Source organism: Paracoccus wurundjeri, assembly GCF_030678915.1.
GTDB classification, from domain to species: Bacteria; Pseudomonadota; Alphaproteobacteria; order Rhodobacterales; family Rhodobacteraceae; genus Paracoccus; species Paracoccus onubensis_A.
The window spans coordinates 42,882-56,640 of sequence record NZ_JAUUTZ010000028.1 but is presented as its reverse complement, the minus strand read 5'-3'; the positions used below and the strand labels follow the sequence as shown (position 1 = coordinate 56,640).

Annotated in this window: 13 protein-coding genes and 1 pseudogene; 11 read left to right on the top strand and 3 right to left on the bottom strand. The window is 57.6% G+C overall.

Going from position 1 to position 13,759, the window contains the following annotated elements; all coding sequences use genetic code 11:
- The 4 genes and pseudogenes from Q0601_RS20720 to Q0601_RS20705 form a co-directional block, all read left to right on the top strand.
- Positions 1-99: pseudogene (locus Q0601_RS20720) on the top strand (IS5/IS1182 family transposase); the annotation flags it as partial.
- Positions 100-120: 21 nt separating this feature from the next.
- Entirely contained in the window at positions 121-1,254 is a 1,134-nt protein-coding gene (locus Q0601_RS20715; protein ID WP_305291814.1) for a FlgK family flagellar hook-associated protein, read from the top strand.
- 1 nt (position 1,255) lies between these two features.
- The gene (locus tag Q0601_RS20710) at positions 1,256-2,272 is read left to right on the top strand and encodes a hypothetical protein (protein ID WP_305291813.1); all 1,017 of its coding nucleotides are present in this window, start codon (positions 1,256-1,258) and stop codon (positions 2,270-2,272) included.
- Positions 2,269-3,369, top strand: a complete 1,101-nt coding sequence (locus Q0601_RS20705; protein WP_305291812.1) for a flagellar basal body P-ring protein FlgI — start codon at positions 2,269-2,271, stop codon at positions 3,367-3,369. Before Q0601_RS20710 ends, Q0601_RS20705 begins: the two co-directional genes overlap by 4 nt.
- 48 nt (positions 3,370-3,417) lie before the next feature.
- On the opposite strand, the gene Q0601_RS20700 is transcribed toward Q0601_RS20705, so the two are convergent.
- On the bottom strand, positions 3,418-4,062 hold the full coding sequence (locus Q0601_RS20700; protein ID WP_305291811.1) for a GntR family transcriptional regulator: 645 nt from the start codon (positions 4,060-4,062) through the stop codon (positions 3,418-3,420).
- A gap of 30 nt (positions 4,063-4,092) precedes the next feature.
- Complete coding sequence (locus Q0601_RS20695; protein WP_305291810.1) at positions 4,093-4,779, bottom strand: M48 family metallopeptidase; 687 nt, start codon at positions 4,777-4,779, stop codon at positions 4,093-4,095.
- A gap of 105 nt (positions 4,780-4,884) precedes the next feature.
- Here Q0601_RS20695 and Q0601_RS20690 point away from each other — a divergent pair, with 105 nt between their 5' ends.
- From Q0601_RS20690 to Q0601_RS20660, 7 genes are all read left to right on the top strand, one after another.
- On the top strand, positions 4,885-5,205 hold the full coding sequence (locus Q0601_RS20690) for a TIGR02300 family protein (RefSeq protein ID WP_119751837.1): 321 nt from the start codon (positions 4,885-4,887) through the stop codon (positions 5,203-5,205).
- Positions 5,206-5,252: 47 nt separating this feature from the next.
- The gene (locus Q0601_RS20685; RefSeq protein ID WP_119751836.1) at positions 5,253-5,645 is read left to right on the top strand and encodes a DoxX family protein; all 393 of its coding nucleotides are present in this window, start codon (positions 5,253-5,255) and stop codon (positions 5,643-5,645) included.
- Positions 5,646-5,790: 145 nt separating this feature from the next.
- On the top strand, positions 5,791-7,647 hold the full coding sequence (locus tag Q0601_RS20680; RefSeq protein WP_305291809.1) for an extracellular solute-binding protein: 1,857 nt from the start codon (positions 5,791-5,793) through the stop codon (positions 7,645-7,647).
- A gap of 107 nt (positions 7,648-7,754) precedes the next feature.
- The gene (locus tag Q0601_RS20675) at positions 7,755-8,834 is read left to right on the top strand and encodes a microcin C ABC transporter permease YejB (protein WP_305291808.1); all 1,080 of its coding nucleotides are present in this window, start codon (positions 7,755-7,757) and stop codon (positions 8,832-8,834) included.
- Positions 8,834-9,937: an ABC transporter permease gene (locus Q0601_RS20670; protein ID WP_305291815.1), complete on the top strand. Its 1,104-nt coding sequence runs from the start codon at positions 8,834-8,836 to the stop codon at positions 9,935-9,937. Before Q0601_RS20675 ends, Q0601_RS20670 begins: the two co-directional genes overlap by 1 nt.
- Positions 9,934-11,583: an ABC transporter ATP-binding protein gene (locus Q0601_RS20665; protein WP_305291807.1), complete on the top strand. Its 1,650-nt coding sequence runs from the start codon at positions 9,934-9,936 to the stop codon at positions 11,581-11,583. The genes Q0601_RS20670 and Q0601_RS20665 overlap by 4 nt, the downstream gene beginning before the upstream one ends.
- On the top strand, positions 11,580-12,803 hold the full coding sequence (locus Q0601_RS20660) for a glycosyltransferase family 4 protein (RefSeq protein WP_305291806.1): 1,224 nt from the start codon (positions 11,580-11,582) through the stop codon (positions 12,801-12,803). Before Q0601_RS20665 ends, Q0601_RS20660 begins: the two co-directional genes overlap by 4 nt.
- Positions 12,804-12,857: 54 nt before the next feature.
- Here the strand turns inward: Q0601_RS20660 and bhcR are convergent, their stop codons facing one another.
- Complete coding sequence (gene bhcR / locus Q0601_RS20655; RefSeq protein WP_305291805.1) at positions 12,858-13,658, bottom strand: HTH-type transcriptional regulator BhcR; 801 nt, start codon at positions 13,656-13,658, stop codon at positions 12,858-12,860.
- Positions 13,659-13,759: the final 101 nt, after the last annotated feature.

The window sequence follows — 13,759 nt, the reverse complement described above, 5'->3', positions numbered from 1 at the left end:
CTCAAAGACTGGCGGCGCGTCGCAACTCGATACGACAGATGCCCGAAAGTCTTCCTCTCCGCCATCGCACTCGCCGCAACCGTCATGTTCTGGTTATGAGTCCTGACCCTAAGCCAGACGTTGAATGAATTGCAGGTAAGTCTTGTCGACGCAAGCAGGCGACCGGACAGTAATCTGAACCTGGAGAATGTGGTTCAAGCAGCCCGAACATTAAGCGATCGCCTGCGAAATGCGTCCGAAGCTGTTCAGGCCGCGCGCGTGGCGGCGGATTCCGCTATTGCAAAAGGCGTGGAAGAGCTGAATTTACGTGTTTCGCAAGTCGCGTATCTTAACCGGCGGATATCGAACCTGTCGAATCAGGGAAAAGCGACGGCAGCGCTGGTTGATAAGCGCCAAGACCTTATCAGCCAGATAAATGCATTCGTTCCCGTGCATGAAGTTCCTCGAAAATCCGAAAAAGTCGCCCTGTTTACGACTGGCGGCTTAGCTTTGCTGGATGGCACCATTCCGACACAAATAAGTTTCAGACCGGCTCGGCACCTTATACCCCAGGGCGATCTTTCCCATAATGCGGGCGGACATCTGATCGTCAACAATGAACAGCTCTCTGATACACAGATGAAACTCTTTGCGGGCGGTTCGATACATGCGAATTTTGCGGTCAGAGATGATCTGGCGCCACGGGTTCAGCATGAGTTGGATTCATTTGCGATAGAGTTGCATGATCTTTTTTCCGACCCGCAGACGGATCCGACGCTGACGGAGAATATCCCAGGACTATTTCTGGACGGTGAAAATAGAGCAAGTATCGATAATCTGAGTGGCCTATCATTGCGATTGAAATTGAATCCCAAAATTGACCCCGCTGCAGGAGGTGATTCCTGGAAAATACGTGATGGCTTGAATGCTGAAAATGAAGGTCCAACGGGGAATCCCGAGTTATTGGTGAAGTTGAGTAATATATTTTCTGTAAGTAATTCTCCGATTTTTGGTAGTGCATTTAAAGGAGATGCCTCTTTAAATGGAAGATTAGCGGAAATTGAAGCACATATCACATCAGATCGCTTGGCGTTTGAGAAGGATTATGTGAGCAAAAACAGTGCAGTTGATGCGTTGTCGGTAGGAGTGTGGGAGGATGGAGTGAATACGGATGCGGAAATACAAAAACTGATTACGCTTGGTCAGTCCTATGCCGCGAATGCACGTGTGGTTCAGGCGGTTGATGAAATGCTCGATCAAATTCTGAGGTGGTGAGATGCAAAGTAATTATATTGGCGATCAGGTGAGAATTTTTGCATTGCGATCGAGTACTGCGTACCTTGGCGAGCAATTAAATAAGCTGACGAAAGAAGCTGCAAGCGGAGAGGTTGCGGATCTCGGGTTGCGATTGCAGGGTGATACGGTTGTTCTGAACAATCTGGAAAATCGGATCGCCTTGATCGAACAATACGAAAAGAACACTCAAGATGCGGGTTTCGCCCTGAAATGGCAGCAACAAGTACTTACGGCTGCAAGTGATTCCTCCGTAGAATTCGCCAATAAAGTTCTGACGTTGCCGCAAGCCTATGATCCGGTGGCCGTTGATGAGCTCGTTCAGGAGGCGGCGGAGAAATTCTCGATCATTGTTGATCAGTTGAACCGGGATGTGTCGGGACGATATGCCTTTTCCGGGCAGAATGTGAGTGAGCGCCCATTACGGTCGCCGAATGATATTATCGGAAAAATGTCTGAAATTGTGGGTCAAGCCACATCGGCGGACGAAATTTTTCAAAAGATTTCAGTCTGGTTCGATACCGAAACCAATGGAGAAGGATTCGATGGTTTCGCTTATAATGGAGCGAGTGAAAATAATATCAGATTCAGTATTGCCGAGGGCGAGACCGTCAATATCGGAATCTCTGCGATAGATCCGGAAATAAAGAACATGTTGAAGGGGTTGGCGATTGCTGCACTTGCGGATCACGTCGATCTCGGTGACGATAATGTCGAAATTGGCAGATTGTTAAAAAATGGAGCGAGAGAAATCTGGAATAATGAGGTAAATCTTATTCAAAGAATCTCGGCTATCGGTGCGGCTCAGGAAGAGGTTGAGCGTGGTGAAGTCAGGAACGCCGCGGTGCTATCCGAACTGACGACAGCAAGGAATGATATCCGGCGAGTAGACTTATACGAAACGTCGTCCGCGATACTTGAAACAGAGTCGCAATTGCGTAATCTCTATTTGCTTACCGCCCGCATTTCCAGCCTGAGCCTTGCGGATTATCTGCGATGATCCGCATCATTTTCCTTCTTGCGATCACATTTGCATTCGCCTGGCCTGTGACAGCTGCCGTGCGGATCAAGGATGTGGCGGATTTTGATGGTGTTCGTGGAAATGATCTTGTCGGATATGGGCTGGTAGTGGGGCTTGACGGGACCGGAGACAGTTTTCGCAATGCGCCATTCACCGAGGAATTGCTTTCCGGGTTGTTGGAGCGGCTGGGAACCAATGTGACCAATGACGCTTTGCGGTCAAAGAATGTTGCGGCGGTGGTGGTGACCGCTGAATTGCCGCCTTTCGCGCGTTCGGGCAGTCGTATCGATGTTGGTGTTTCGACGATCGGGGACGCAAAAAGCCTTCTTGGCGGAACATTGGTGATGACTCCGCTTAAGGCGGCGGACGGCAATATTTATGCGGTTGCGCAGGGTTCGCTGATTTCCGGCGGAATCTCGGCGACGGGCGAAGCCGCGCGGGTCGTCGAGGGCGTTCCGACGGCCGGGACAATCCCGTCCGGCGCGCGCGTCGAACGTGAGGTTGCGTTTAATTTTCCGGAAATCGAGAATATCCGCATCGCATTGCGTAATGCCGATTTTACGACCGCGGCAAGGATAGAAGCCGCGATTAACCAGGATTTCAATCGGTCTATCGCGGCGACACAGGACAGCGGCACGGTTATCGTCCGTTTTCGTGATCTGGGAGACGTAAGCCCTGCCCATGTCCTGGGACGGATCGAAAATCTGCTGGTCGAGCCCGAGGATCGCGCCAAGGTGGTGATCGATCACAGATCGGGGACCATTGTCATGGGGGAGCATGTCAGGATCTCCAGCGTCGCGGTTTCGCAAGGCAATCTGACCTTGCGGGTGAGTGAGGCGCCGCTGGCGTCCCAGCCAAATCCCTTCGCGGATGGCGACACGGTGGTTCTGCCGCGCAGTTCTGCGGAACTCGCGAATGAGCCGGGGATCGGTTTCGTCAAACTGCCTGGCGATGCTTCGCTTGGTGATCTGATCGAGGGGTTCAACGCCTTGGGAGTGGCTCCGCGAGACATGATCGATATCCTCAAGTCCATTCATGCCGCCGGCGCATTGCACGCAGATTTGATTGTGGAGTGATATCTCCTGCCCGCTAATTGCAACAGGATGGCAATTCCCGCGATAACCTTACCCCGCTGTCAGATGCCGCAACCCGTGGGTCACATCGGCCCGGATCGCCAGCCGTAAAGCCGGTTCATCCCCGGCCCGTAGCGCGGCGAGGATCATCCGGTGATGGCGGGGAGGTTCATTGCGCCGGACACGACCGTAAAGCTGCCGCATCGTCGGTCCAAGCTGAAGCCAGATCGTTTCAAGCATCGCCAGCATGAGGGGGGCCTGGGCGCGAAGATACAGCATCCGGTGAAAATCGAGATTGCAGCGGATATACCCAACCGCGTCATGTTTTTCGACAGCATCGCCGATTTGGGCATTCACCGTTGCCAGCCGGTCGATCAGGGCGAAATGCGCCCGGGGAAGTGCGCGCGACGCCAGTTCGGGTTCAAGCAGGGCGCGCATGGCGGCAAGTTCCTCGATCCGCTCATCTGACAGTTCCGGCGTCGAAAGCCTGCCAGAGCCGGATAAGGTCAATGCACCCTCCGCCACAAGACGGCGGGCGGCCTCGCGCGCGGGGGTCATGGACATGTGATAATCCTGGGCAAGACCTCGCAATGTCAGGGCCTCGCCCGGCGGCAATTCGCCCAGCATGATCCGGCTGCGAAGGCTGCGATAAAGCCGTTCATGTGCGGCGGGGTCGGAGGTCCGGGGTGAGGTCATGGCGATATGTGATCACAACGCCGGATGGCGTCAATCGCGAAAACTCCAGGCCAGCAATTCGTTGCCGTGATCGCGCAACCATTCGCGTTCCGCCCGGTAGCCGGGCATCAGGGTCTCGACCCGGGCCCAGAATCGCGGCGAGTGGTCCATATGCAGCAGATGCGCGACCTCGTGGGCGGCAACATATTCCAGTACCCGGGGCGGCGCCATGGCAAGTCTCCAGGAAAACATCAGCCGTCCGTCCGAAGTGCAGCTTCCCCAGCGCGACCGGGTATCGCGAAGGGCAAGGGCACGATAATTCCGTCCCAAAGCAGAAGCATACCCGTCGCAGGCGCGGCGCAGGCGTTCCGCGGCAAGATGCTTGAGATAGGCCTGCACGATCGGCGCGGTTTGACGACCCTCTGGCAGCAGCAGTCGATCGCCCTCGACCCGGGTCCGGCGGATGGGGAAGGGGGTCAGTTGCAGCAGGCGGCCCTCCACGGGCAATATGACGCCGAGGCAGACCTTCTGCGGCGGAACCTGTTTTGATCTTGCGCGGCGCAGCCATTCTGCCTGCATTTCGGCGAAGGCGCGGCCCTCGTTCAGGGAAACGCGGACCGGTAATGTCAGCACCGGCTCGCCGCCGGCGCGGGGGACGCGCAGCGTCATTCGCCGCGCTCTGGCGGACCTGCGCAACGCGATACGGATACCGTCGGAGAGCGTGATGGTATCAGTCAATTGTCCTAATCTCTTTCACCCAGACGAAAAGAAAGCCTTTGACAGCCCCGGGCCCTTGTGGCAGGGGGTCGCAAAATTCCCTAATCGCGGCGGAAGGAGATTACCATGCCCAAAGAGGAATGGGGCACGAAACGTCTGTGCCCGCATTGTGCCACCCGGTTCTACGACCTGAACAACAATCCGATGACCTGTCCGGCCTGCGGCAGCGAGATGACACTGGAAAGCCTGAAAGAAGGCCGGACCAAATCGCTGGTCAGTGACAAGACGGCTGCAGATAGCGATGATGATGCCAATCTGGTGGATGATGATGACGATCTGGACACGGATGGCGGTGATCTGGACGATGATCTGCTGGAAGACGACGATGACGACGGCGACGTGTCCCTGGACGATATCGCGGACGTGTCCAACGAGGACGACGAGTGACCAGCCCATTCCGGGCAGCGCTTGATTGCACAGAGGATGGAAATGACATGTCTTTGAAATCTCTTTCGCGCTATGCGCCAATCTTCCTGAGCGTGCTGCGGATCGTCGCGGCACTGATCTTCATGGCGCATGGCACGCAGAAGTTGCTGGGTTTCCCGGCCAGCGATATGAGCCCTGCGGTTCTGTCGCTTCCGTGGATCGCCGGAGCCATGGAACTGGTGGGCGGAGCCTTGCTTGTCCTGGGCCTGTTCACGCGCCCGGTGGCCTTCCTGCTTTCGGGCGAGATGGCCGTCGCCTATTGGATGGTGCATGCGCCTCAAAGCCCGTTCCCGGTGCTGAATGGCGGCGATGCTTCGATCCTGTATTGCTTCGTATTTCTGTATATTTTCTTTGCTGGTCCCGGGCCGATCAGCGTGGATGCCCAGGGTGGCCGCGCCTGAGCCGGAACAGGCGGCAAATTCGGGAAACGGGGCCTTGTGGCCCCGTTTTCATTATGATGCGACCTGAGCTCACGAAAACGCGGGTTGATCGTCGGGCGGCGGCTGCCTAGCGTTGCGCGTGACAATTACCTGCAGGAGCCTGTCGATGCGCCATCTCGTCCTGATCGCCACCCTGACCCTGGGGGCAGCCCCGGCGGCGCTGTCACAAGAGGCGTCAACCGAGGAAGAGACGATCGTCAAGTCTCATGGCATTACCTATTTCGGCGAGCCGAACCTGCCTGCGGATTTCAAGCATCTGCCTTACGTGAATCCCGACGCACCCAAAGGGGGGGAACTGTCGCAATTCGGGATCGGCGGATATAACAGCTTCAACCCCTATACGTTCCGGGGGCGGGCGACGGCGCCCAGCGTCATGGCGATCGAGAATTTGATGATTCCGGTCGCCGACGATCCTCTGGCCAGTTATTGCCTGCTTTGCGAAACGATTGAATATCCGGAAAGTCGCGACTGGGTGATTTTCAATCTGCGGCCCGAGGCGAAATTCAGTGATGGCACGCCGCTGACCGCCGATGACGTGAAATTCACCTATGAAACGCTGCGCGAAAAGGCGTTTTCCTCTTATCGCACCATGCTTGAGGAATATGTCGCGTCGGTAGAGGTGCTTGACCCGCATCGCGTCAAATTCGTCTTCACGCCAGAGGCTCCGCGCCGGGATATCATTTCGCAGATGGGCGGGATGAGCGTATTCTCTGAAAAGGATTTCGAGGATAATAATTACGATCTGGAACAGCCGACGAAAAAGCCGTTTCTGGGCTCCGGTCCCTATGCGCTGGAACGGCAGGATTTCGGTCGCTCGATCACCTTGAAAAGAAATCCCGATTATTGGGGGAAGGATTTGCCGATCAACATCGGACGGAACAATTTCGACAGGCTGCGCTTTGAATATTTCGACGATTACGATGCCGCTTTCGAAGCGTTCAAGGCCGGGATCTATACGTTCCGGGCCGAGCAATCCGATCAGCACTGGGCAACACGCTATAATTTCCCTGCTGTGGAAAACGGTCAGGTGATCAAGGAAGAAATCCCCAATGGCGATTTGGCGGATGCCGACGCATGGGTATTCAATCTGCGGCGCGAGAAATTTCAGGATCCACGTGTGCGTGAAGCTATCGGACTGGCCTTCAATTTCGAGTGGAGCAATTCCGCCCTCTTCTACGATCTGAACGAGCGCGTCACCTCACTTTGGGAGAATTCGGATCTCAAGGCCAGCGGTACCCCGTCGGAAGCCGAACTGGCCTTGCTTGAACCTCTGGCGGACAGCTTGCCCGAAGGCGTTCTGACCGATGAGCCGGTGTCTCCGCCGGTTTCCGGCGAACGCCAGCTGGACCGCAAGAACATGCGTCAGGCCGGTGTGCTGCTGGAAGAAGCCGGATGGCGCACTGGCGATGATGGAATGCGCCGGAATGACAAGGGGCAGACCCTGAAGGTTGAATTTCTTTATTCCAACCAAAGCGTCGAGCGATACACGACGCCCTTTGTCCAGAACCTGCGGACGATCGGCGTGGATGCCGTAGCCACCCGCATTGATCCGTCTGAATTGACAACCCGCACCCGCTCGCATGAATTCGATATTGTGGAAGCGACGCTGGGTGGGGCCTATGTCTTTGCCGGCGGAATGGAGCAGCGTTACGGATCGGATGACGCCAATGATGTCTTCAATCCGATGGGGCTGGCCGATCCTGCCGTCGATGCCCTGATTGCGCATGGTCAGAAAGCGACGACGCTGGAAGAAACCAATATCGTCATCAGTGCCCTTGACCGGGTGATGCGGGCTTTGCGCTTCTGGGTGCCGCAATGGTACAAACCGGATTATCTGGTTGCATATTACGATTACTACGAACATCCCAAGGAATTGCCGCCCCATGCGCTTGGAGTGACGGATTTCTGGTGGGCCAACCCCGAGAAACTCGATAAGCTCAAGCAAGATGGCGTGCTGCAGTAACGATCACTTGGCTTGATTTCGGGTGCCGGATTGCCCACAAGGCAATATAATCGAACAGGGCCGGTAAGGTCCGCGACCCCCGAAGGGGTGGGCAGAAGGACAGGCTGATGGGCGCCTATATCCTGCGGCGAGTGCTGCTGATCATCCCCACGCTGATTGGCATCATGCTGATCAATTTCACGCTGACGCAGTTCGTGCCCGGCGGCCCGATCGAGCAAATCGCCGCGCAGATGCAGGGCGAAGGGGATGTCCTCGCCAATCTCTCCGGGAGCGGCGCCGACATGGGCGGCTCGGAAGAGATGTACAAGGGCGCCTATGGCCTTCCGCCCGAATTCATCGCGAAGCTTGAAAAGGAGTTTGGCTTCGACAAGCCCGCGCATGAACGTTTCCTGATGATGATGGGCAATTATCTGCGCTTCGATTTCGGGGAAAGCTGGTTCTATGGGCGCGACGTGATCGATCTGGTGATCGAGAAACTGCCGGTGTCGATAACACTGGGGTTATGGTCGACGCTTCTGGGGTACCTGATCTCGATTCCACTGGGGATCCGCAAGGCTGTCCGGGACGGTTCGCGGTTCGACAACTGGACCTCTGGCATTATCGTCATGGGATACGCGATCCCGGCCTTTCTTTTCGCGGTGCTGCTGATCGTGCTTTTCGCGGGCGGCACCTATTGGAAGATTTTCCCGCTGCGCGGCCTGACCAGCGATGCCTCTGTCTGGTCCGAGCTTTCGCTTTGGGGCAAGATTCTGGATTATATGTGGCATGCCGCGCTGCCGGTGATCGCCATGTCGATCTCGGCTTTCGCGACACTGACCCTGTTGACCAAGAACAGCTTCCTGGATGAGATCAGCAAGCAATATGCCATGACCGCCCGCGCCAAGGGCCTGACCGAGCGGGGGGTGCTGTACGGCCATGTCTTTCGCAATGCGATGCTGATCGTGATCGCGGGCTTTCCGGCCACCTTCCTCGGCGCGTTTTTCGGATCCTCTATTCTGATCGAGAATATCTTCTCGCTTGACGGCCTGGGCCTTCTGGGCTTCGAGGCGACGGTCAAGCGCGATTATCCGTTGATCTTCGGCACGCTTTACGTCTTTGGCCTGCTTAGTCTGGTGATCGGCATCCTGACCGACCTGACCTATGTTCTGGTCGATCCAAGGATCGATTTCGAGAAGAGGGACGGATGATGGCGATCTCGGAACTCAATCGTCGCCGCCTGCGCAATTTCCGCCGCAACCGTCGGGCGTTCTGGTCTTTGGTGATCCTGACGATCCTGTTCGTGATCTCGTCTTTCGCCGAACTCGTCGCCAATGACAGGCCGATCGTCGTCAGCTATCGCGGAGAGCTTTACTGGCCGGTCAAGAATTTCTATCCCGAAAGCGCATTCGGAAGCGATTTCAATACCGAAGCGATCTATACCGACCCGGCAGTGCAATGCCTGATCAAAAGCGGCGGACGGGAAGCCTGCTGGGACGAGCCCGAACAGATCATCGCGTCGATCGACAACGGGACCAGCGATGTCCCCAAAGCCGAGCAGGGATGGATGATTTGGCCACCGATTCCCTATCACTACCGGACGATCAATAATGTCGGCACGGTGCCAAGCGCCCCCGATGCCGATCACTGGCTTGGGACGGACGATACCTCTCGCGATGTGCTGGCGCGGGTGATTTACGGCTTCCGCACATCGATCCTGTTTACCCTGATCGTGACGACATTGGCATCACTGGTCGGGGTCGCGGCAGGGGCGATTCAGGGCTATTTCGGCGGGCGCACGGATTTGATCCTGCAGCGCCTGCTCGAGATATGGGCCTCGACGCCGACACTATATGTCATCATCATCCTGTTTGCCGTTCTGGGGCGAAGTTTCTGGCTGCTGGTCTTTGTCATGATCCTGTTCAGTTGGCCCGCCCTGGTGGGGGTGGTCAGGGCTGAATTCCTCAGGGCGCGGAACTTCGAATATGTGCAGGCGGCGCGCGCGCTTGGCGTTTCGGACCGCAAGATCATGTTCCGCCATATTCTGCCTAATGCGATGGTCGCCACGATGACGATGCTGCCCTTCATCGTGACCGGGACGATCAGCACGCTGGCCGGGCTGGACTATCTGGGTTACGGCCTTCCGACCTCGGCCCCGTCGTTGGGAGAACTGGCACTGCAGGCGAAGCAGAATCTGCCTGCACCATGGCTGGCATTCACGGCGTTTTTCACATTCACCGTCATGCTGTCGCTTCTCGTGTTCATATTCGAGGGTGTGCGCGATGCCTTCGACCCGCGGAAGACCTTCAAATGACCAGTGCCGAGGATACAATCATTCGCCCCGAACAGCCCTGTGAGGCATCTGGCGACCCGGTGCTGGAGGTGCGGGATCTGCGCGTGGCCTTCCAGCAGGACGGCAAGCGTGTCGATGCCGTCAAGGGGGTGAGTTTCCATATCGGGCGTGGCGAAACGCTTGCCCTGGTCGGCGAGTCCGGTTCGGGCAAGTCAGTTTCGGCGCTGTCCACGGTGCGGCTTCTGGGGGACGCCGCCGAAGTTTCGGGCTCGGTGCGCTATGAAGGGCGGGAAATGATCGATGCGCCTGAAAAACTGCTGCGTACCATCAGGGGCAACGATATCAGCTTTATTTTTCAGGAACCGCTGACATCCCTGAATCCGTTGCATACGCTGGAAAAGCAGATCACAGAAAGTGTCAGGCTGCATCAGGGCCTGACCGGCGCAAAAGCCCGGGAACGGGTGATCGGGCTTTTGAATCGCGTGGGCATCCGTAACCCCGAATCGCGGCTTGCGGATTATCCGCATCAGCTTTCGGGGGGCCAACGGCAGCGGATCATGATCGCCATGGCGCTGGCCAATGGCCCCGAACTGCTGATCGCCGATGAGCCGACGACGGCCCTTGACGTAACCATTCAGGCGCAGATCCTCGACCTGCTGGCCGAATTGAAGAAGGCCGAAGGGCTTAGCCTTCTGTTCATCAGTCACGATCTGGGCGTCGTGCGCCGCATCGCCGACCGGGTCTGCGTGATGAAGGACGGCGTGATTGTCGAACAGGGACCGACCGAGAAAATCTTCTCGGACCCGCAACATGAATATACAAGGAAACTTCTTGCGGCTGAACCGAAGGGCATGGTCGGGCCTGTTCGCGACGATGCAAGGACGATGGTCGAGACCCGCGATCTGAAGGTCTGGTTTCCGATCAAGCGCGGCCTGCTTCGCCGGGTGGTGGGGCATGTGAAAGCGGTGGACGGCGCGACCCTGTCCGTGCGGCAAGGCGAGACATTGGGGATCGTCGGAGAGTCCGGTAGCGGCAAGACGACGCTGGCGCTGGCGATCATGCGGCTGATTGAAAGCCGGGGGCCGATCCTGTTCATGGGGCAGGATATCGCAGGCCGGCAGGGCAGGCAGTTGCGCCGGTTGCGCCGCGACATGCAGGTTGTGTTTCAGGACCCTTTCGGCAGCCTGTCGCCCCGGATGACGGTTGAGCAGATCATCGCGGAGGGGCTTGGCGTTCACGAGGTCGATCCGACCCGCGATCATCGCGAAATGGTCGCCGAGATCATGACAGAAACCGGGCTGGATCCTGCGGTAATGCATCGCTATCCGCATGAATTCAGCGGTGGCCAGCGTCAGCGCATCGCCATTGCCCGCGCGATGATCCTTCGTCCCAAGGTCGTGGTGCTGGACGAGCCGACATCGGCGCTGGACATGACGGTGCAGGTCCAGATCGTTCAGCTTCTGCGCGATCTTCAGCGAAAACATGACCTGACCTTCCTGTTCATCAGCCATGATCTGCGGGTGGTCCGCGCCATGTCGCATCAGATCATGGTCATGCGTGCGGGCGAGGTGCTGGAATGTGGCGATGTTGCCGGAGTTTTCGACAATCCGAAGACCGAATATACCCGGACTCTGCTGAAAGCGGCCTTTCCTGAACGTGATCTATGAAGATTTTATTTGTTCACCAGAATTTTCCCGGACAGTTTCCCCATCTCGCCCCCGCTCTTGCCGATCGCGGGCACGAAGTTCTGGCGCTGACGGATGCGAATAACCAACGGCTCTCTCCGGTCCGAACGGTCCGCTACAAGGAGCCGAACAGGATTCAGACCGATGGTGTTCTGGGCCGCGCCTATTCGGTCAATGCGGAACGTGGATTGATGGCAGCTCGCGGCGCACGTGCCCTGCGCGACGATCACGGGTTTACTCCGGATGTCATCATTGGCCATTCAGGCTGGGGCGAGACGTTGTTTCTGAAGGAAATCTGGCCCGAAGCGAAACTGCTGATCTATGCTGAACTGATGTACCGGACCACCGGTGCCGATGTCGGGTTCGATCCCGAAATGTCTCCGGAAAACCTTGAAGGACGGCTGATGACCGTCGCGCGTTCGGCGCATCTGATCCAGGGCATCGTCCAGGCGGATGCGGCAATCGCGCCGACCCGGTATCAAGCTGACAGCTTCCCACCGGAGCTGCGCCGGAAAATCTCGGTGATCCATGACGGTATCAATACGCAAAGGGTGCGTCCGAGTCCCGATGCGCGACTGATCCTTCCCAATGGGCGCGAATTGCGGACCGGTGACGAGGTGCTCAGCTTCGTTTCGCGTTCGCTGGAGCCCTATCGCGGATTTCATGTTTTCATGCGGGCGTTGCCGGATGTATTGGCGCAACGGCCCGATGCACAGGTGGTTCTGGTCGGCGGGGATGGCGTTAGCTACGGCAAGCCGCCTGAAGACGGTCGGAACTGGAAGGATGTCATGCTCGAGGAAATCGGAGGCAGGCTTGATCCCGACCGGCTGCATTTTGTCGGGCGTCTGCCCTATGGGCAATATCTGTCGCTGATGCAGCTTGCCCGCGTGCATTGCTACCTGACCTATCCATTCGTTTTGTCCTGGTCGCTGACCGAGGCGATGTCCGCAGGCGCCTATATCGTGGCGTCGGATACTGAACCCGTGCGCGAGGTGATCCGCGATGGCGAGAACGGGCGGCTGGTGCCGTTCTTCGATCAGGCGGCACTGTCCGCCGCGATTATTCGCGGATTGGAAGGCGATCCCGAGGCCGACCGGCTGAAGCGGGCCGCACGCCAGACGATCTGCGACAGCTACGATCTGCATCTGCACTGCCTGCCGCGCCAGATCGAATGGGTGGAAGGTTTCGACCCGGCGCGATAGGTGCGTGTCGCCCTTGCATGCAGGATGGCTCCGGGTGGGTCTATGGGTAGGTTTTCAGCCGCCCATAGCCTGCGTCAGATCTTGCGCAGCGGCGGCTACGGCGGCGCCAAGCGTCTTGACATGTTCATGTCCGATCCGATGCGTCGGACCGCTGACCGATATGCCCGCGACGGCCTCTCCGGTCAGATCGAAGACAGGGGCGGCGATGCAGCGCATGCCGCGCGTCTTCTCTTCGTCATCGAAAGAGAAACCACGGGCGCGGATACGGGTCATATCCTCTTGCAGGGCGGCGGCCGTCGTCAGGGTCTTGTCGGTGAAACGGACCAGTTCGCCCTCGTCCAGAAGCGCCCGCAGGGTTTCAGGACGCCCGAAGGCCAGAAGCGCCTTGCCGATGCCCGATGCATGAAGCGGCGAACGTGTGCCGGGCGGGAAGAAGGCACGGATTGTCTCTTGCGTTTCGGCTTGGGCGACGAATAGCACCGCATCGCCGTTCAGAATACCGAGATTGGCGGTCTCGAATGTATGTTCCATCAGGCCGCGCAGGATGGGGCGGGCACGTTCGACGATCCCCGAACGGCGCATAAAAGCCGAACCCAGCCGGAATGTGGCCGGGCCGATATGCCATGTCTGTGTTGCCGGATCGGTTTCGGCCACGCCGCGGGCAGCCAGCGTGTGCAGCACCCGGTGGACCGTCGATGGCGATTGTTTCATCTGCTCGGCGATTTCACTAAGCGTCAGGCCGGGCTGGGCCGCAAGCAGGTCCAGCATGTCCAGAGCACGGTCCAGCGCCTGAATGGTGCCGGAAGATTCGCCTGAATTGCGCGGACGGCCGCGGCGGCGGGTAGGTTCGGGCATTATTTACCTCTGCTTGATGATGTATCCTCATTGCGGCGAAAATGGCCTTCGGCAAGTGGAAAATGCCAACCATCTGTAATAACGCCAGATTATGGCATAAT

Excerpts from the sequence above, each read along its gene's own strand:
- Q0601_RS20685 (WP_119751836.1), top strand. The coding sequence starts at position 5,253 with ATGTCTTTGAAATCTCTTTCGCGCTATGCGCCAATCTTCCTGAGCGTG.
- Q0601_RS20675 (WP_305291808.1), top strand. The coding sequence starts at position 7,755 with ATGGGCGCCTATATCCTGCGGCGAGTGCTGCTGATCATCCCCACGCTG.
- Q0601_RS20705 (WP_305291812.1), top strand. The coding sequence starts at position 2,269 with ATGATCCGCATCATTTTCCTTCTTGCGATCACATTTGCATTCGCCTGG.
- Q0601_RS20670 (WP_305291815.1), top strand. The coding sequence starts at position 8,834 with ATGGCGATCTCGGAACTCAATCGTCGCCGCCTGCGCAATTTCCGCCGC.
- Q0601_RS20700 (WP_305291811.1), bottom strand. The coding sequence starts at position 4,062 with ATGACCTCACCCCGGACCTCCGACCCCGCCGCACATGAACGGCTTTAT.
- Q0601_RS20690 (WP_119751837.1), top strand. The coding sequence starts at position 4,885 with ATGCCCAAAGAGGAATGGGGCACGAAACGTCTGTGCCCGCATTGTGCC.
- Q0601_RS20665 (WP_305291807.1), top strand. The coding sequence starts at position 9,934 with ATGACCAGTGCCGAGGATACAATCATTCGCCCCGAACAGCCCTGTGAG.
- bhcR (WP_305291805.1), bottom strand. The coding sequence starts at position 13,658 with ATGCCCGAACCTACCCGCCGCCGCGGCCGTCCGCGCAATTCAGGCGAA.
- Q0601_RS20710 (WP_305291813.1), top strand. The coding sequence starts at position 1,256 with ATGCAAAGTAATTATATTGGCGATCAGGTGAGAATTTTTGCATTGCGA.
- Q0601_RS20660 (WP_305291806.1), top strand. The coding sequence starts at position 11,580 with ATGAAGATTTTATTTGTTCACCAGAATTTTCCCGGACAGTTTCCCCAT.
- Q0601_RS20680 (WP_305291809.1), top strand. The coding sequence starts at position 5,791 with ATGCGCCATCTCGTCCTGATCGCCACCCTGACCCTGGGGGCAGCCCCG.